The organism is Streptomyces sp. NPDC002130 (assembly GCF_040296465.1).
In the GTDB taxonomy this organism is placed as follows: domain Bacteria; phylum Actinomycetota; class Actinomycetes; order Streptomycetales; family Streptomycetaceae; genus Streptomyces.
The window spans coordinates 1-17371 of sequence record NZ_JBEOXI010000179.1; the positions used below are offsets into that span (position 1 = coordinate 1).

The 17371-nt window shown below is 69.5% G+C and carries 13 protein-coding genes; 8 read left to right on the plus strand and 5 right to left on the minus strand.

Going from position 1 to position 17371, the window contains the following annotated elements; genetic code table 11:
- From metK to ABT116_RS28625, 5 genes are all read right to left on the minus strand, one after another.
- Positions 1 to 886: methionine adenosyltransferase (metK, locus tag ABT116_RS28605; protein ID WP_351639723.1), on the minus strand; the 886-nt coding region annotated here is incomplete at its 3' end.
- Between the two features lie 77 nt (positions 887 to 963).
- A complete protein-coding gene (locus ABT116_RS28610; protein ID WP_351639726.1) occupies positions 964 to 1998 on the minus strand; it encodes a 2,3-diaminopropionate biosynthesis protein SbnB in 1035 nt (344 codons plus the stop codon).
- A 74-nt stretch (positions 1999 to 2072) separates the two neighbouring features.
- Positions 2073 to 2543, minus strand: coding sequence for a DUF2000 domain-containing protein (locus tag ABT116_RS28615; protein WP_351639729.1), 471 nt, complete (start codon positions 2541 to 2543; stop codon positions 2073 to 2075).
- A gap of 45 nt (positions 2544 to 2588) precedes the next feature.
- Complete coding sequence (locus ABT116_RS28620; RefSeq protein WP_351639732.1) at positions 2589 to 4334, minus strand: hypothetical protein; 1746 nt, start codon at positions 4332 to 4334, stop codon at positions 2589 to 2591.
- A 54-nt stretch (positions 4335 to 4388) separates the two neighbouring features.
- Positions 4389 to 5369 carry a cysteine synthase family protein gene (locus ABT116_RS28625; protein ID WP_351639734.1) on the minus strand — a complete coding sequence of 327 codons (981 nt, stop codon included), beginning with the start codon at positions 5367 to 5369 and terminating at the stop codon, positions 4389 to 4391.
- A 168-nt stretch (positions 5370 to 5537) separates the two neighbouring features.
- Between ABT116_RS28625 and ABT116_RS28630 the strand changes: the two genes are divergently transcribed.
- The 8 genes from ABT116_RS28630 to ABT116_RS28665 form a co-directional block, all read left to right on the plus strand.
- Positions 5538 to 6347 carry an AzlC family ABC transporter permease gene (locus tag ABT116_RS28630; RefSeq protein ID WP_351639737.1) on the plus strand — a complete coding sequence of 270 codons (810 nt, stop codon included), beginning with the start codon at positions 5538 to 5540 and terminating at the stop codon, positions 6345 to 6347.
- A complete protein-coding gene (locus ABT116_RS28635; protein WP_351639740.1) occupies positions 6344 to 6655 on the plus strand; it encodes an AzlD domain-containing protein in 312 nt (103 codons plus the stop codon). The genes ABT116_RS28630 and ABT116_RS28635 overlap by 4 nt, the downstream gene beginning before the upstream one ends.
- Before the next feature lie 87 nt (positions 6656 to 6742).
- The gene (locus ABT116_RS28640) at positions 6743 to 7411 is read left to right on the plus strand and encodes a class I SAM-dependent methyltransferase (RefSeq protein WP_351639742.1); all 669 of its coding nucleotides are present in this window, start codon (positions 6743 to 6745) and stop codon (positions 7409 to 7411) included.
- Between the two features lie 567 nt (positions 7412 to 7978).
- Entirely contained in the window at positions 7979 to 9445 is a 1467-nt protein-coding gene (locus ABT116_RS28645; RefSeq protein WP_351639744.1) for an FAD/NAD(P)-binding protein, read from the plus strand.
- The gene (locus tag ABT116_RS28650; protein ID WP_351639747.1) at positions 9442 to 10677 is read left to right on the plus strand and encodes an ATP-grasp domain-containing protein; all 1236 of its coding nucleotides are present in this window, start codon (positions 9442 to 9444) and stop codon (positions 10675 to 10677) included. The genes ABT116_RS28645 and ABT116_RS28650 overlap by 4 nt, the downstream gene beginning before the upstream one ends.
- A gap of 2 nt (positions 10678 to 10679) precedes the next feature.
- Positions 10680 to 11600: a DMT family transporter gene (locus ABT116_RS28655; protein ID WP_351639749.1), complete on the plus strand. Its 921-nt coding sequence runs from the start codon at positions 10680 to 10682 to the stop codon at positions 11598 to 11600.
- 28 nt (positions 11601 to 11628) lie between these two features.
- A complete protein-coding gene (locus ABT116_RS28660) occupies positions 11629 to 12384 on the plus strand; it encodes a TylF/MycF family methyltransferase (protein WP_351639752.1) in 756 nt (251 codons plus the stop codon).
- Between the two features lie 23 nt (positions 12385 to 12407).
- Positions 12408 to 17371: non-ribosomal peptide synthetase (locus ABT116_RS28665; RefSeq protein ID WP_351639754.1), on the plus strand; the 4964-nt coding region annotated here is incomplete at its 3' end.

Below are 17371 nucleotides of genomic sequence, written 5' to 3' on the forward strand. Positions count from 1 at the left end.
GAGATTGTTCAGGCTTACGGAGACGGCCACGTCGATCCTTGCCGGAGAAGGCGCCGCCACCGTGGCGGGCCATGCCGCCGTAGGTGTCGATGATGATCTTGCGGCCGGTCAGGCCCGCGTCGCCCATCGGGCCGCCGGTCTCGAAGCGGCCGGTGGGGTTCACCAGCAGGCGGTAGCCGTCCGTGTCCAGCTTGATGCCGTCCAGGGCGAGTTCGGCCAGGACATGCTCGACCACCTGTTCGCGGATGTCGGGGGCGAGCAGGGTGTCGAGGTCGATGTCGGCCGCGTGCTGGCTGGAGACCACGACGGTGTCCAGGCGCTCGGGACGGCTGCCCGAGTACTCGATGGTCACCTGTGTCTTGCCGTCGGGACGCAGGTAGGGCAGCGTGCCGTTCTTGCGGACCTCGGTCAGGCGCCGCGACAGCCGGTGCGCCAGGTCGATGGGCAGCGGCATCAGCGTGGGCGTCTCGTCGGTGGCGTAGCCGAACATCAGGCCCTGGTCCCCGGCGCCCTGCGCGTCCAGTTCGTCCTCGTCGCCCTCGACACGCCGCTCGTAGGCGCTGTCCACGCCCTGCGCGATGTCCGGGGACTGCGCACCGATGGACACCGACACCCCGCACGAGGCGCCGTCGAAGCCCTTGGCCGACGAGTCGTAACCGATGTCCAGGATGGTGTCGCGCACCAGCTGCGCGATCGGGGCGTACGCCTGGGTGGTCACCTCGCCGGCGATATGCACCTGACCGGTGGTGATCAGCGTCTCCACGGCCACCCGGGAGGCCGGGTCCTCTCGCAGCAGCGCGTCCAGGATCGTGTCACTGATCCGGTCTGCGATCTTGTCGGGGTGGCCCTCGGTCACGGATTCCGAAGTGAACAGTCGACGGGACAAGGCCGTTTCTCCTCTGCTTGGCAAGGGGGCACTGGGCACGTGGGGGTGACGCCGGGTGAACGGCGGGAAGGTGAGGCTCAGGAAGTGCATGTGAAGCCGGGAACGGTGACGACGCCTGCCGCATCCCGCGACTTGTCCAGGACGAGCTGGGCCAGGGCGATGTCCAACGAGCCGAGTCCGAACGGGGAGTAGACGGCCCGTGTGCCGCGGTCGGGCTTGACCGCGCCGCTCAGCAGGTCACCGACGGGGACGATGTCGCGGCGCTGCACGGTGCCCTGCTCGACGGCGAGGGCGAGCGAGGTCTTCTCGCGCAGGGCGTGCGACACGTCGTCCACCACGTGCACAGCGCCTGCCATGGCTTCGGGCATCAGGTCACGCAGAGACATGTGCAGGACCACGGCGTCGTGCTTGAACCAGCTCGACTCGCTGAGGTGCGGCACGACCGCGGTGGTGGCGAAGAGCACGACGTCCGCGTCCGCCACGGCCTCCCTGAGCGTGGCGGCCGTGGAGACGTCGGCCGTGAGCCGACCGGGGAGTTCCCTGCTCTCGGCGGCGAAGTTCTGCGCGCGTTCGTGGTCGAGGTCGAACACCACGAGACTGTCACTGGCCCAGCCCAGACCGGCGAACACCTCCAGGGTGGTGCGCGAGATGTAGCCGGTGCCGATGACCGCCACCTTGGCCGGCGTGCGGTCGCCCGCGCGCAGCGCCTCCGCGCCGACCGCCGCCGACAGCGCGGTGCGGTGCCCGCTGATCTGTGCTCCTTCGAGGACGGCCTTGGGAAAGCCGGTGCGCGGATCGTTGAGCGCGATCAGGGCGGACGCCCGGGGGAGTCCGAGGCCGAGGTTCTCCGGGAAGCTCGAAATCCACTTCACCCCCATGGCCTCGGAGTCGCCGGCGACATACGCGGGCAGGGCGATGACGCGCTCCCTGCGCTCTTCGTCCGGGCGCAGGAACAGGCTGTCGGGGTTGACCAACTTCCCCTGCGCGGCCTTGATGTAGATGTCCTCGACGATCTCCTTGGACGCCGTGCCCAGGGATCGCAGAACTTCTCTGACCGCCGCCGCGGGGACGATGGTGAGGCTCTGGTCCGGCGACTGCTCGGTGTGGTCCATGTGTACCTCGCTGTTCAGGTCGTGGTCGTGGTCGTGGGAGAGGAGGGGTGTTCCGGGCCGGTGGCTCGGTCCGGCTAACGCAGCAGGGAGAACTTCTTCGTCAGCGGGTCGACCGCGTCGCGCGCGCCGAAGAGAGCCACGCCGTAGTAGTCGAGTTCGCCCTCCGGGGTCCGACGCATGCGCTCGAGCTGCTCGGCGTAACTGCCGCCGGTCATCTGCCCGGTGAAGTCGGTGCTCAGGAGTCCGGCCGCGGACGCCTCACCGCGCAGCCGGCGCAGCCACGCGGGGCGGCCTTCGAGTACGACGAGCGAGAGTCCGGAGACAGGTGCGTGGGTGCCTTCATCGGCATCCGGGAAATCGAGGAACGACATGTGCGGAAGCAGTTCAGGTCGTTCGGCCGCTGCCTTCGCGACCAGACCGAGACAGAGATGGGACGCGGCATTCGTGGCCACTCCGGGGTCGAGCTTGGCCTTGAGGGCCACCACGAACTTGAATTCCGCGTCGACGTCCTCGGGTGTTACTACGATGCGAGTGTTTTCGAGCATGGCGTACGCTACGGTCCTTTTCTTGAGCAGGCGGGAACGTGAAAGTCAGGAGCCCGAGGAGTAGTCGCGAAACCGCTGAACCTTCGCCGGATTTAGGCGGTATCCAGGGCGGCCTTGGATGACGGCATCCTGGATCAGTTCGTACTCGGTGGCTTCCCGGAAGATTTTCTGACAGGTGTTCCGGAATCTGCGCACGGTCTGGGCGATTGCTGCCGGAGTGCGGTTCGTGCGCTGGGAAAGCTCTGTTGCCGACAGGAACGGAACTTCGCCGTCCGGCTTCCTGTGCACAAAGGATTCGCCGAGCACCTTGAGCGTATCAGTGAGTGGCTGCGGCGTGGCTTCATAGATCGTTATTCCTTCCAGCGAGAGGAGCGATCCGTAAAGCGCTACCTCGAATCGGTCGGGATCCGGCGCGGTGTCCGCGCCGAGCTCCACCGGGAACTCCGGCGTCATATGGGCGGGGCGCAGCCCGATGTACTTGCTGAGCTGCCACTGGAACGGGCTGCTCTGGGGTGCTTGCAGGTAATGGGCTGTCGCATTCACCATCTCCGGTACAACCGGACGCAGTTCCTCTAGATAGCGGGTGACCCATTCCACCGCGCCGGTCTTGCCGTGCAGCCGGGCGTGCAGGATGGCCGCGTCGAGCAGCACCACGGCGGCACTGGTCTGCAGGCCCGCGTAGGCGAACCGGTCGTGCAGAGTCGTCGCGGTGTCGATCAGCACGCCTGGCTTGACCCGGATCCGGTAGGTGCGCAGCATCCGGTGCCAGCCCTCGTACGCGGTCAGATGGGGGTTCCAGTCGTGCCGGTTGTCCGTGTAGCGGTCGGCCAGGTGCAGGAAGATCCTCGGATACGGCGAGGCCTGGAAGGTGGACCACCCGCAGGAGAAGACGTCGAGCGCCGCGTCGAAATCCCGTCGGGCCCCGTAACGGCAGGCCGCGATGAGGTACTGGCTGGTGTGCACATAGCGTTTCAGCAACGCCGCATCGCGGGTGGTGAGCACATCCGGTCGCACCGTGGAGGACTCCACGAAGGTGCCGTAGCTGCCGCTGCGTACGTCGCCCAGATGGAAGGCGTACGACTCGTCCCCGGCACCTTCGACGAGGGGGTGGGTGCGGAGGATCTCCTCCACGTAGTCCCGCTGCGCCTCCGCGGTGGCCGACGCCCGGTCCTCACGGCCGGCCAGCAGATGGGCGATCACCAGATCCGTGTGCAGCCAGGCGGCGTCCGCGTAGTAGCGATAGTCGCGATACCGGTCGAGCGACACTTCGAAGGAGGACAGCGCCCGCTCCGCGTCGTTCGCAGTGGCGCTGGCCAGACCCTGCTTCCAGGACACGAACGAAACCTCGGAGAACTGCCGGAGAGGCACGTCGAGGCCCAGCTCGCCGGCGAGCCTGGCGAAAGCCGCAGGGAACGCGGACTGCGGATAGTCGGCCCAGCCCTGGCTGAGATGGTCGGCCGCCTCGGTGAGGAGGTCCGGCGACTTCTCGTCCGCTCCGCGGTCGAGAAGTTCGATCAGCTCCATCGCCCGGGGCAGGATCCGACCCGTGTAAAGGATCGAGGATTTGACGTACCGTTCGGCGGTTCTGCCGAGCGTGGAGGTGATCGATGCGCCGCCGTTCATGCGGGCACACAACGCGCCGAGCACGAGCGTCTGCGCCACATCGTGTTCGTCTGCGAACCGCAGTTCGGCAGCCGATACGTCGACCACGTCTTCCACGTCCCCCCGGGGGCCGCCTGAGGCGTGCCTCTCGAGCGCATGAAAGCGCTCGGCCAGGCTGCTTGTCTGCACCTCGGTCCTATCCTTCTTTTGTTCAGGGCGAGTGGCCCGCCCGACCTCGCGGGTCTATCCGGCGACGCCCGTCGGCTGGGGAGTGGCCCCGATCGATTGCATCCATTTGTCGGAGTAGATGGTGCTCTCGTACTTCTCTCCGCCGTCCGCGCAGATGCACAGGGCATCGCGGACGTCGGGATTCTCACGCAGATAGCGTGCGCAGGCCGCCACGACCGCGCCGGATGAAGCGCCGAGGTGAACGCCCGTCTCCGCCAGCACCGTCCGGCAGTAGTAGGCGGCCTCGCCGACATCCACATAGGCGTAGTGGTCGATCAGGGAATCCCTGAGGAAGGAGGACGGCCGGCTGGCGCCGATGCCGGGCAGATGCCGCCGGCCGGGTACTCCGCCGTAGGCGACGGAGCCGTTGACGTCCACGGCCACCATGCGGGTGGACACGCCCCGGTCGCGGAAGCACTGACTGATCCCGGCGAACGTACCGCCGGTGGAAACGGCGGCGAACAGCGCGTCCGGAGGGGACGGCAACTGATCGAGGATCTCCGGGCCGGTCATCCGGCAGTGGATGTCCGGGTTCTCCGGGCTGTTGTACTGGTCGACCCATACGTAGCTGTCGTCGATCGCGAGCATCTCCTGGACCTTGGCGAGCCGTGACAGCAGATACCCGCCCGCCTCGTCGACCTCGTCGACCATCACGATGTGGGCGCCGAGGTCCGTCAGGCGCGCGCGGACCTCGGCTGTGCTCATGGGGTCGAGCACGGCGGTGAAACCGATGTCCAGATAGCGGGCCATGCCGGCCAGGGCCACGCCCAGGTTGCCCGACGTGGACTCGAGCAGTTGCACACCGGGCCTGATCTTGCCCTCCTGCACGAGGCCGCGTACCAGCCCGTAGGCGGTACGGGCCTTGATCGAGCCGGAGATGTTGTACCCCTCGAGCTTCAGCTGGATCGTTCGTGGCTCCCCCTGGACATCAATCGTGACGGGCTTGATCGGGGTGAGCCCCAGCAGGGCCTCGAAGCGGTCCAAGTAGTGCTTCATCTTCCCTCACCTGTCGTGCGGCCGACCGGTCATCTGCGCTATTGCATGTCATGTGCGACCGCTGTGATGACACGGAACAGTCATACTAAGTAAGATCCATGACGTAAAGGGGGTGTCTCAGGATCTGGGCCGCCCCGTCTGACGCGAAACGTGGAAGGGCTCCCCGTGGTGATCCAGGAGCAAGACCAGCTACCGCGCAAGGAGAAGGCGAGGCTTGTGCGCGATGCCCTCGGGGTGGGCCTGGCCGTCGGCGCCTACGGCCTGTCCTACGGGGCACTGGCCGTATCCAGCGGCCTGAGCATCGGACAGACGCAGTTCCTGTCCCTCCTCCTGTACGGAGGCTCGGCCCAACTCGCCCTGGTGGGTACGCTCGCGGCGGGTGGCGGCGGCGTTGCCGCATCCGCAACCGCGACGCTACTCGGAGTGCGCAGTCTTTTCTACGGGGTGAGCCTGCGGCCGGTGCTGGATGTGCGCGCGAGGCTGCTGCTGCCCGCTGCCCACCTGCTGAGTGACGAGAGCACGGCCATGGCCATCGCCAAGCGGACGCCGTCGGCGAGTCGCTTCGCCTACTGGGTCACCGGCTCCGTGGTGTTCCTGTTCTGGAACGTGACCACTCTGGTCGGTGCCCTCGCCGGCTCGCTGCTGGCGGACCCCAAGGTGCTCGGGCTCGATGTGGCCTCGTCCGCCGCGTTCCTGGCCCTGGTGGCGCCGCGCCTGCGTGAGCGTGCCGGCCGGTTCGTCTTCGTCCTCGCGGGCTTGGTCGCCGTGGCTGTGTCCCCGCTCGTCGGCTCGGGCCTGCCCGTGGTGATCGCCGGACTGACGGCTCTGAGTGTTCTGCTGCTGCCAACTGTGCAGCCCCGGCAGCAGGATGGCCGGAATGTGAACGAAGGAGTGCCGGAGGGCGGACCCACGGACTGCGTCCCGGCGGGCGAGCCGGGCGCGGGGGAGAGTGCGCCTGGGCGCGGAGGTGCCTCATGAGCTGGACCTGGATCCTCCTCGCGACGGCCGCCTGCTTCGCGTTCAAGCTGGCGGGACTGCTGGTCCCCGAGAGGGCGCTCGACCGGCCGGCCGTCGCACGGGTCGCGGGCGTGGTGCCCGTTGCGCTGCTCGCGGCCCTCATCGCCACGCAGACCTTCGTCGACCAGCAGCAACTGGCCCTCGACGAAAGGGTCGTGGGCCTTGCTGTCGCGGGTGTGGCGGTGTGGCGGCGCGCGCCGTTCCTGGTCGTGGTGGTGGCCGCGGCCGCCACCACCGCCGGTCTGAGGTGGCTCGACCTGGCCGGTTGAAGGTGCGCGTTCAGATCTTGAGACGCCCCTTTACGAGTCATCGGCAATGAATAAGATGACGTATGTAAGTCATCCCAAGGAGGCAGTATGACAAGCACGGCTGAGTATGCGGAGCTTCAGTACGGATGGGAGAAGGCCTACCAGGATCAGGATGCAGGTCCCCTGTGGCAGGAGGATCCGATTCCGGTCATTCCTCAGGCAGTTGAGGCCCTCGAAGCCCGCGGCACTCGCACGGTCGTCGACCTGGGCTGTGGTGACGGGCGCAACCTCGCCGCGCTGGCTGACGCCGGGTTCAACGCGGTCGGCGTCGACATCGCCCCCACCGGGCTGGCGCACGCCCGAGGCGTCATCAAGCAGCGCTCGTTCCTGCTGCGCGCCGACGCGACGAAGCTGCCGCTCATCGACGCCTCGGTGGACGCGGTGACGTGCTTCGACGTGTTCGGCCAGATCCAGGACCCCACCGACCTCATAGCCGAGGCCCGTCGCATCGTGGCGCCCGGTGGCCTCTTCGTCACCAATGCCTTCACGCTCAAGGACGGCACGTACGGCGAGGGCGAGGAGATCGCGCCGCACACCTTCGCCTACAAGGACACGCTGTTCCGCTACTACAGCGAGGAGGAGATGCGCGAGCTCTTCTCCGACTGGACCATCCACGAGATCCGCCGGATCTCCTGGGACGACCCGCCGCACGGCGACTTCCGCCCCTACCCGCACACCCACGACAACTGGGTTGTGTACGCCACGCCGCAGGACTGATCAGGTCCAGGCGTTTCGCAGGGCGACCCTGCCCGGCATCCTGGGACAGGGTCGCCCTGGGCCACATCGAACGTTCTCTCCTCACCTCGCTGCCCGGCCCGGGCTTGGCCCGAGTGCGGGCACTTCAAGCGATCACCCCGCGGCGGTCACCCGCGGCTCCGTGTGAGACGCGTTTCCTCCGGATGCCGCAGTCCCCTGTGCCCCCGCAGCGTGGTGCTCCCGCCGGGAGGCCGGGTCGCGTACCCCATCGGCTGAGCCGTGTGCGCCGGCCTGTCCTGAACGAGGACACCTTCCGGCAGGATCGCCGACCCGGCCAGGCCCGAAGACCCATCACCAAGTGAGTGGACGGGAATGAATGACACCTGTCGCCGTGGCCTGACGCATGGTCACCGGGACACTCGACGAGGTTTCCCTGTCGTCTCCCGCCGCCGCCGAAGGCACCCCGCACGGGCAGCCCGACTCGGCCGCGCGCCCTTCACGGTGGTCGTGGAACCAGCCGACACCCACATGCCCGCCCCCGGCCCGGCCGCCCGGCCGGGAACCAGTTGAGCAGCGACGGATAGGCCTGTGACCCAGCGAATTGTCATCATCGGAGGTGGCGCCACCGCTGTCAGCGCGCTGGCCCACGTGGCCGGCGCGCCCGGCATCGAACGCATCACCCTGGTGGCGCCCGGTGCCATCGGATTCGGCACCGCTTTCGGCACCACCGACCCCACACTCCTGTGCAACACCTCCGTGGACGTGACGTCCCTGCTGAGCGAGGGGCGCTCCGACTTACTCGACTACCTGGCGGCACGCGGACATCCCGTGCACCGCGACGACTTCGTGCCTCGCTACCTCGTCGGGCAGTACTGCCGGGAGCGCTATGGCCAGTACCGCGACCGGGCCCGTGCGGCGGGCACCAGGGTCACCCACATCCGGGAACGGGCGGTCGCCATCAACTGTCTCGACGACGGCACCTATCAGGTCGAGCTGGGCGACGGCGCCACCGTCACGGGCACCGACATCCTCTTCTGCGCGGGCGCCGAGGCTCCCCGGCTGCCCGCCGAGGTCAGCGCCCACCGGGGCGACCCGCGCCTCCTCGAATCGCCCTACCCGGCCGACCGACTGCGGCGACTGCCGCACGACGCGCGAGTCCTCGTCCTCGGCTCCAAGCTGTCGGCCATCGACGCCGCCCTCGTCCTGTCCCAGCAAGGACGTCGGCACTGTGTCCTGACCTCACCTTCGGCCACCCTGCCGGCAGTACGCACCCGTCTGCGCCGCAGCGCCGAGCCCGCCATCGGCCGGCGCGACTGGGCGGCACTCGACCCCGACAAGGCCTCCTTCGACGGCTCACTCGCCCGCATGCTCGTCCGGGCCATACGCCGCAGCCATCCGACGACACGCGGCGTCCGCACGCGCTACGCGCCGGACAAGGCCACTCGGCTGCTGCAAGAGGAAGCCCAGTTCGCCGACGACGGTCGCGTGCCATGGCAGGACATCGTCGCCGAGGTGATCGACGCGCTCAACGAGCACGTACCGCATTGGCGGCCCCGGGCCGCCGCGGACGTCCTCGCCCGCTACCGCACCCTGATGTCGCGGTACATCTCCGCGATCCCGGTGCGCAACGCCAAGCTGCTCGCATCCCGTGCCGCAGCCGGCAGGCTGCGCGTGGCCCCCCGCTACCCGCGGCGCATCGAGCGGACCGACGCCGGCTGGCGGGTGCACTGGCCGGACGGCACGCACGAGAGCTTCGACCACGTGGTCGTCGCCGCCGGATACCGCACTCGGCGGCTCACGGGAACGGTCGGCCGACTGCACGTCGGCTACGACGGGGACGGCCCGCAGCCCGAACTCCTCGCCGACCTGCGGGTCCGCTTTCCCGAGCGGGGCACCCCGGAACGCATCTGGGTCCTCGGCGCCGCCGCAGGTGCCCGTCACCCCATCGTCAACTACCTGCGGGCGGCCGCCCAGCACGCGGCCGTGGCCGGAGGTCAGATCGTCCGGCCCCACACCGATGAAGTAGCCACGCTCGCCGAAAGGACCGCTCTGTGATCGCGCTCGTCATCCCGGCCTCCAGCGGCGCCCAGCTCGCCGACGCCCTCCAGGAGGAGGGGGCCGCATTCCTCGAGGTCCATCCGGAGGACCGCGCGCCGCTGGCGGGGACGGAGCGCACCGGCATCAAGACCGTCCTGCACTCCGACCTCGACAGCACGGCGGAGCAGCTGAGCGCGCTGGGCGTGCGCACCATCGTCGCGGGCAGCGAGTTCGGCGTCACCCTCGCCGACGAACTCGCCGAACGGCTCCGCCTCCCGTACCACCGGCACGAACTGCGCTCGGCCCGTCGAGACAAGTACCGGATGCAGCAGGCCCTCGCCGAGGCAGGCCTCGCCCACGCCCGCAGCGCGGTCGTGCGCACCGAGGACGAGCTGAGGACCCTCCTCGCCTCCTGGGCGTCGTACCCGCTGGTGATCAAGCCGTTCAACAGCGCCGGCAGTGACGGCTGCCAGATCTGCTCCACCATGGACGAGGCCCTCACCGCCTTCCGAGCGGTCGTGGGACGGCGCAACCTCATGGGTGAGATCAACGAAGGCGTCCTCGCGCAGGACTTCCTGTCCGGCTCGCAGTACATCGTCAATACGGTGAGCATGGACGGCCGGCATCTACTCGCCGAGCTGTACGCCGAGCGCATCGATCACATCGAGGGAAGTCCGGTGCTGCGGCACATCATCAGCCGCACCATTCCGGACGAGCGCGAGCAGGAGCTCGTCGACTACACCATGAGCTGCCTCGACGCGCTCGGCTTCAAGGACGGCGCGGCCCACACCGAGGTGATGCTCACCGCCGCGGGGCCCCGGCTCGTCGAAGTCAACTCGCGGCTGATGGGCCCCTATCTGTCACCCGACGCCTACCACTGCGCGTTCGGCTACAGCAGTCCGCACCTGGTCGCCGAACGGCTGCTGCGCCCCGACGACTTCCGCAACCGGTTCGACCTGCCGTACGGGCCGGCCCGCACCCTGGCCAAGGTTTTCCTCCGCGCCCACCGCCCGGGCATCCTGACCTCCGCCGACGGTCTGCGGGAACTGCGCCGGCTGCCCGGCTTCCACAGCGCGGCCCGGCTCCCGCAGGTCAACGACGTACTGCGGGACACCCAACTGACCACGGGTTCCTGCGGCACGGCCTTCTTCGTGCACGAGGACGCCGAACTCATCGAGCACAGCCTCGCGGTGCTGCACGAGATGGAGGACTCCGGAACCCTGTTCCAGGTCTCCGAAGTCGGGGGCTGACCATGCCCGTTCTGTGCATCGTCGCCTCCGTACTGCTGCAGGCGGGCGTGTACGGCTTCGTGTCGGGCACCCTCGACTCCAGCGGCAGCCTGGCCCTTTCCTGTGCGGGATTCGGTGCCGCCGCAGTACTGTTCAACACGGTTCTGCTGGCCCGTCGCCTGCGGAGGGGACGGACCACCGCCGCCCCCGGGGCCCGTGTCCTGCTCGTGGCGATGAACGTCGTCACGGCAGTCACCTTCCTCAGCTTCTACGCCTCCCTGACCTGGGTGCCCGCCACGCTGGCCACCGGAGTCGAGACGGCGATGGGCCCGATCGTGCTCGCGCTGCTCGGCCTCGCAGGGCAGGGACGCCGAGTGTCCCGGCAGGGCTGGTTCGCCGCGGTCGTGCTGGTGCTGCTCGGTGTCGCCATCGGACAGCGGTTCACCGCGGACAGCGCGGTCGGGCCGGGGACGGCGATCGGGCTTGCGCTGGTGATCGTCGCCGGGGTCGGCGCACCCGTACTCGCCCTGCTGTCGGCCGAGTTGGGCCGTCGGGGTGTCGACCCCGTGTATGTCACGGCACACCGGTTCCACCTCACATACCTGTGCGGCGGACTGCTCCTGATCCTCGTCGGAGGGCCCGGCGGCAACTGGACCGGGGAGCTGCTGACCATGCTGCTCACCGGCGTGCTCGCGGTGACCCTTCCCCTGTTCGCACTGCAGGCGGGGCTGCAACGTATCGACCCCATGGTGGCGATGGTCCTCCTCACCACGCTGCCGGGCGTCACCTATCTCGCGGAGACCGCCTTCCACGGCTCCTTCGACGCCGTGGCGCTCGCCCAGATCTGCGCCCTGATCCTGGTCGCGGTCTGGTACGTGCGGGTGTCCGGCAAGGACAAGCCCGCACCGGTCGCGGCACAGCAGCCCCTCGCCACCAACGCGTGAGACGCACCCACCCGACAGGAACGATCGCATGCATGACCCGACGGCACAGCTCTACCTGGATCTGATGAAGAAGGTACTGGCGAACACCATCTACGAGGACGCGCCCGTACCGGCCAGCTGGACCCCGGCGCACGAGTACGACGAGCTCAACCGCAGACTCGGCGTCGACTGGCCGAGCGTGGCGCACACCATGATCGGGATACGTCGCCTCGAGAACGTCGAGCACTGTGTGAAGACGACGCTCGCGGACGGCGTACCCGGTGACTTCATCGAGACCGGCGTGTGGCGCGGCGGGACCTGCATCTTCATGCGGGCCCTGCTCAAAGCCCACGGCGTGACCGACCGCCACGTGTGGGTGGCGGACTCCTTCGAGGGCATGCCGGCGGCGGACGCGTCGACCCACGCGGGGGACCGGGAGCTCGCCTCCGACCGCTACAACGACTTCATGGCGACGGACCTGCCCACGGTCCGCCGGAACTTCGAGCGCTACGACCTGCTCGACGACCAGGTGCGGTTCCTGCCCGGCTGGTTCCGCGACACGCTTCCCACCGCGCCGGTGGACCGGCTCGCCGTGCTGCGGCTGGACAGCGACCTGTACGAGTCGACCATGGACACCTTGGTCCACCTGTACCCCAAGCTCTCGCCCGGCGGGTTCGTGATCGTGGACGACTACCACATCCCCGTGTGCGCCGAAGCCGTGCACGACTGGAGGGCCGAGTTCGGGGTCACGGACCCCATCCAGGACATCGACGGCCTGGGCGTCTTCTGGCGGCGTGAGGCATGAGCCCAAGGATTGGAGCAGCGGAAATGACCGTAACCGCGGGCGACGTGCTCGCCCTTGTCTCGGGTCGGCTTGCCCTCCCGGCGCAACAGCTCGACCCCGGAACCTCGTTCGTCGCCTCCGGGGCCGACTCGCTGTCGCTCATGGCACTGGCCAGGGCCGTGCAGTCCGAGTTCGGGGTACGGGTGTCCCTGCGCGAACTGTTCACTGACGTGGACACACCCGAGAAGCTGGCCACAACGGTGGCGGGCCGCGCCGCGAACAATTCAGCCCCTGCGGCCTCCCTCGCCCCTGCCCCGGAGGCCTCTGCCGCCCCTGCCACCCCCGCGGCCTCCGTCGCCCCCGCGAGCTCCGCCGCCCCGGCAACTCCGGCGACCCCGGCAACCCCGGCTCCTTCGGCTCAGGTGCCGGTCGTCGAAGAGGCCGTCCCGCTCGCTCCCGTGCCCGCCACGTCCGTCGCACCGCCCTCGGTGCCGAACGGGGACGCCTTCGAGTGCGCGCTCGCCCTGTTCACCGACCAGCTGCAGCTGGCGGGCAAGATGATGACCCGCTTCTCCGAGCTGACGGCCGGACAACTGAAGGTCCTCAGCGGTCTGCGGCCCGGCGAGGCCGCCGCCGGCGCTCCGCCCGCCCTGCCCGCCGCCCATCCCGGGTCCGGGAGGGACCGGACCGACGCCGCTGCCGCCGAACCCGCCCCCGCCCCCATGGCCACCAGTCGTCCGCCGGCCCGGGTGTCCCCTGCCGGCACACCCGACCCCACGCCTTCCCGCACCACCGCGCGCACGTCGTCCCCCGACTTCAGCCTGTACTTCTTCGGCGACTACCCCGCCCCCGACAGTTCCGTCGCCTACCAGCACCTGCTGCAAGCCGCGGAGTACGCCGACGAGCACGGCTTCCACGCCCTGTGGCTGCCGGAACGGCACTTCCACTCGTTCGGCGCGCTGTTCCCCAACCCTTCCGTCCTGGCGGCCTCCCTGGCCACGCGCACCTCCCGGGTCCGGTTGCACGCCGGCTCCGTCGTGCTGCCCCTGCACAACCCCGTCCGCGTGGCCGAGGAATGGGCGGTCGTCGACAACCTCTCCGGAGGGCGGGTCGGCCTCGGCTTCGCCAGTGGCTGGCACTCCACCGACTTCGTCCTGGCACCGGAGAACTACGGCCGGCAGCGGGACGTCATGTACGAACACCTCGACACGTTCCGGCACCTGTGGTCCGGCCGGCCGCTGACCCTGACCTCGGGCTCCGGCCACCCGACCGAAGTGAGCCTGCACCCCAGGCCCGTGCAGGGCGACGACGTCCCGCTGTTCGCCGCGGTCCTGTCCAACCCCGAGAGCTACGAACGGGCCGCACGGGCCGGCCTCGGCATCGTCACCAACCTCATGGCCCAGAGCGTCGAGGACCTCGCCGCGAACATCGCTCGCTACCGTGCCGCCCGCGCGGCCCACGGCCTCGACCCCGCGACCGGACGCGTCGTGGTCCTGGTGCACACCTATCTCGGGCCCGACGCGGAACGCGCGAGGCAGGAGGCCCGCAAGCCGTTCTGCGACTATCTGCGCTCCTCGATCGACCTGTTCGACAACGCCGCCAACAGCCTCGGCATCGACGTGGACCTGCTGACCACGCACCAGGACGACCTCGACTACGTGCTCGACATGGCCTACGAGCGCTACTGCGAGACCCGGGCCCTGATCGGCAGCGCCGCCGAAGTGCGTCCCGTTCTGGACTCGTTGACGGCCGCGGGCGCGGACGAGATCGGATGCTTCATCGACTTCGGGGTAGCACCCGAGCGGATGCTCGACGGGCTGCCCGAGCTCAACCGGCTGCGCACCGCGTCCGCCGAGCCCCGAACCGAGACCGCCCCCCTCCCGGTCGCCGCGCCCCGCACCGCCCCCGTCACCCCGCTGCAGCGCCAGCTGTGGCTGCTCGACCGGATGAACCCCGGGAGCCACACCTACTACGAGCCCAAGGCCCTGCTCATCGAGGGCCCGCTCGACACCGACGCGCTGCGGGTCGCCCTGCGTCGCGTCGTGGCGCGCCATCCGCAACTGCGCACCGTCTTCCGGGAGCGCGAGGGCCGGCTGGAGCAGGTCGTGCTCGACACGGTCGCGGTGGGATGCCCGGTGACGGAACTGCCCGGCATGGACGACACGGCGGCACTCCTGCGGCTGCGGGACATCGAGGACGAGGCGGACTTCGACCTGGCCACCGGCCCCCTGATACGCGCCAGGATCGGCAGGCTCGACGAAGAGCGCCACCTGCTGTATCTCGTGGCTCACCACACCGTGCTCGACGCCCTGTCCACCCGCATCCTGTGCCGGGACCTCGCCGCGTACTACCGTGCCTGGCCGGGCGAACCCACCGATCTGCCGGAACTGCCCCGGTGGCCCTCCGGCACACCGGAAAGCACCACTGCCGAAGGACTTGCCTACTGGCAGCGGGAGCTGGCGGACGCCACCCCGCTCACCCTGCACACCGACCGGCCGCGCTCCACCGGGCACGAGGTGCGCGGAGCGACGCTGGTGCACGAGATCGACGGGGAGCTGAGCGGCGGCGTCCGCGGTCTGGCCCGAGCCGAGGGCTGCACGGTGTTCATGGCACTGCTCGGCGCGGTGTCCGCCACCCTCGGCCGGTTCGCCGCTCAGGACGACATCGTCATCGGTACGGCGGTCACGAACCGGCCCGAGGACGCCGGCGACGCCGTGGGCATGTTCGTCGAGACGCTCGCGCTGCGGCTCGATCTGTCCGGCGGCATCGGGTTCCGTGAGCTGCTGCACCGCGTCAAGGCCCGCACCACGGAGGCCATGGACCACAGGGACGTCCCGTTCGACCGGATCGTGGAGGCCGTCAACCCGGACCGCGGCAGTGGCGCGAACCCGCTGTTCCAGGTCATGGTGGAGTACGAGGAGGAGCGGGACTCCGTCTTCGAGGCCACCGGGCTGACAGCAGAGTTCCTTCAAGTGCCGCGCACGCAGGCGCCGTTCGGCCTGACCTTCTACTTCACCGACCATGCGGCGGGCATCCGCTGCACCGTCGAATACGATGCCGGACTCTTCGACGAGTCGACGGTGCGGCGGATCGTCGATTACGTCGAGCACCTGCTGCGCGGCTCGGTCGATGCTCCCGGCGCCGCCCTCTGCGAGCTGCCGGCGCTGACCGCACGGGACGAGCGGGCCCTGGCCGGCTTCCAGGGCGAGCGCACCACACCCGAACCCGCCACGCTCCACGGCCTGTTCGAGAAACAGGCAGCTCTGACACCGGACGCCCTCGCGGTGGCCGGCGTGGGCGACCCACTCACCTACGCGCAGCTCGACGACGCGGCCAACCGCCTCGCACGGCGGCTCGCCGACCGAGGCCTGGCCGAGGGCGAGGTCGCCGCGGTCAGCGTGCCACGCGGCCCGGGCCTGGTGACGGCGGTACTCGCCGTGCTCAAGTGTGGTGCCGCCTACGTGCCGGTCGACCGTGCGCTGCCCGCCGAGCGGCGTGCCTTCATGCTGACGGACAGCGGAGCCCGCCTCGTCATCGCCGACCACACACTCGACCGCGATGTGGCCGACACCCTGCCCTGCCCGGTGCAGTGGCTGGAGGACGTGGCGCCGAGCGGTGCGGACGGGCCGCTGGGCCGGACCGTGGACGACGAGGCCACGGCGTACTTCATCTACACCTCGGGCTCCAGCGGCCGCCCCAAGCCGGTGGCCGTACCGCACCGGGGCCCGGTGAACCTGATCCGCTGGCAACTGCGCACGCTCGGCGCGATGCGGACCGTGCAGTGGGCTTCGGCGGGCTTCGACGTGAGCGTCCAGGAGATCTTCTCCACCCTCGCCTCGGGGCAGGCGCTGATCACCATCGACGACGAGACCCGCTATGACCCGGCAGCCGTCGCGGCGCAGCTGCGCCACTTCGAGGTGCAGCGGATGAGCGTGCCGTTCACCCCCCTCAAATACCTGGTGCAGGAGCTCAGGACGGTGCCGTCCCTGCGCCAGTTGCTCATCGGCGGCGAGAAGCTGACCCTCACTCCCGAGCTGCGTGAACTGGCCGCCGGATGCCCCGAGCTGAGGCTGTACAACCAGTACGGGCCCACCGAGACGTCCGTCGTGGTCACCTCGCACCAGGTGGATCCCACGACCGAGACGGTGGTACCGATCGGACGGCCGGTGGACAACGTCACGCTCGTCGTCGTCGACGACTCGGGGCGGCCGGTGCCGGTCGGTGTCCCCGGCGAACTCGTCATCGGCGGAGTCGCCGTCTCGCACGGCTATCACAACAACCCCGAGACCACCGCACGCAGCTTCTTCGACGCGCCCGGCTCGGGTGAACGGCGCTACCGCACCGGTGATCTGGTGCGGTGGCGTGACGACGGCGTCCTCGAGTACATCGGTCGCATCGACGACCAGGTGAAGATCCGCGGCTACCGGGTGGAACCCGAGGAGGCGCAATGGGCGCTCGGTCGCCTCGACGGTGTGCGCGAGGCCGTCGTCCTGGCCCGTCCCGACGAGTCCGGTGACACCGAACTCGCCGCCTTCGTGGTGCTGTCCCCGGCGCATGAGCCCGACGGTGACTGGAGCGCCCCGCTGCGCACGCAGCTGGCCGAGGTGCTGCCTCACTACCTCGTACCGCAGTCCTGGGTGCTGCTCGACCGGATTCCGTACGGCGCGACCGGCAAACTCGCACGCGACGAACTCCTCACCCTGCGGGCCGAACCGGTCGTCACGCCAACGGACTTCGAGCTCGACGAGCTGGAGGGAAGGGTGCACAAGCTCTGGGCGGCCGAGCTGGGCGTCGACCCGATCGCGCCGGACCGCTCGTTCTTCGACGTCGGCGGCAACTCCCTGTCGGCGGTACGTGTCCTGGAGCGCGTCTTCATGGAGTTCGGGCAGCGCATACCCGTGGCCGACTTCTTCGCCTCGCCCACGGTCCGCGGGGTCGCACGCCGCCTGAGCTCCAGGGCGTCCTCCAGGCTCTCGGCCTCCTCGGGGTCGAGCAGGCCCGCCTGGCC

Coding starts and splice junctions, on each gene's coding strand:
- ABT116_RS28660 (WP_351639752.1), top strand. CDS start 11,629: ATGCATGACCCGACGGCACAGCTCTACCTGGATCTGATGAAGAAGGTA.
- ABT116_RS28640 (WP_351639742.1), top strand. CDS start 6,743: ATGACAAGCACGGCTGAGTATGCGGAGCTTCAGTACGGATGGGAGAAG.
- ABT116_RS28655 (WP_351639749.1), top strand. CDS start 10,680: ATGCCCGTTCTGTGCATCGTCGCCTCCGTACTGCTGCAGGCGGGCGTG.
- ABT116_RS28615 (WP_351639729.1), bottom strand. CDS start 2,543: ATGCTCGAAAACACTCGCATCGTAGTAACACCCGAGGACGTCGACGCG.
- ABT116_RS28625 (WP_351639734.1), bottom strand. CDS start 5,369: ATGAAGCACTACTTGGACCGCTTCGAGGCCCTGCTGGGGCTCACCCCG.
- ABT116_RS28610 (WP_351639726.1), bottom strand. CDS start 1,998: ATGGACCACACCGAGCAGTCGCCGGACCAGAGCCTCACCATCGTCCCC.
- ABT116_RS28635 (WP_351639740.1), top strand. CDS start 6,344: ATGAGCTGGACCTGGATCCTCCTCGCGACGGCCGCCTGCTTCGCGTTC.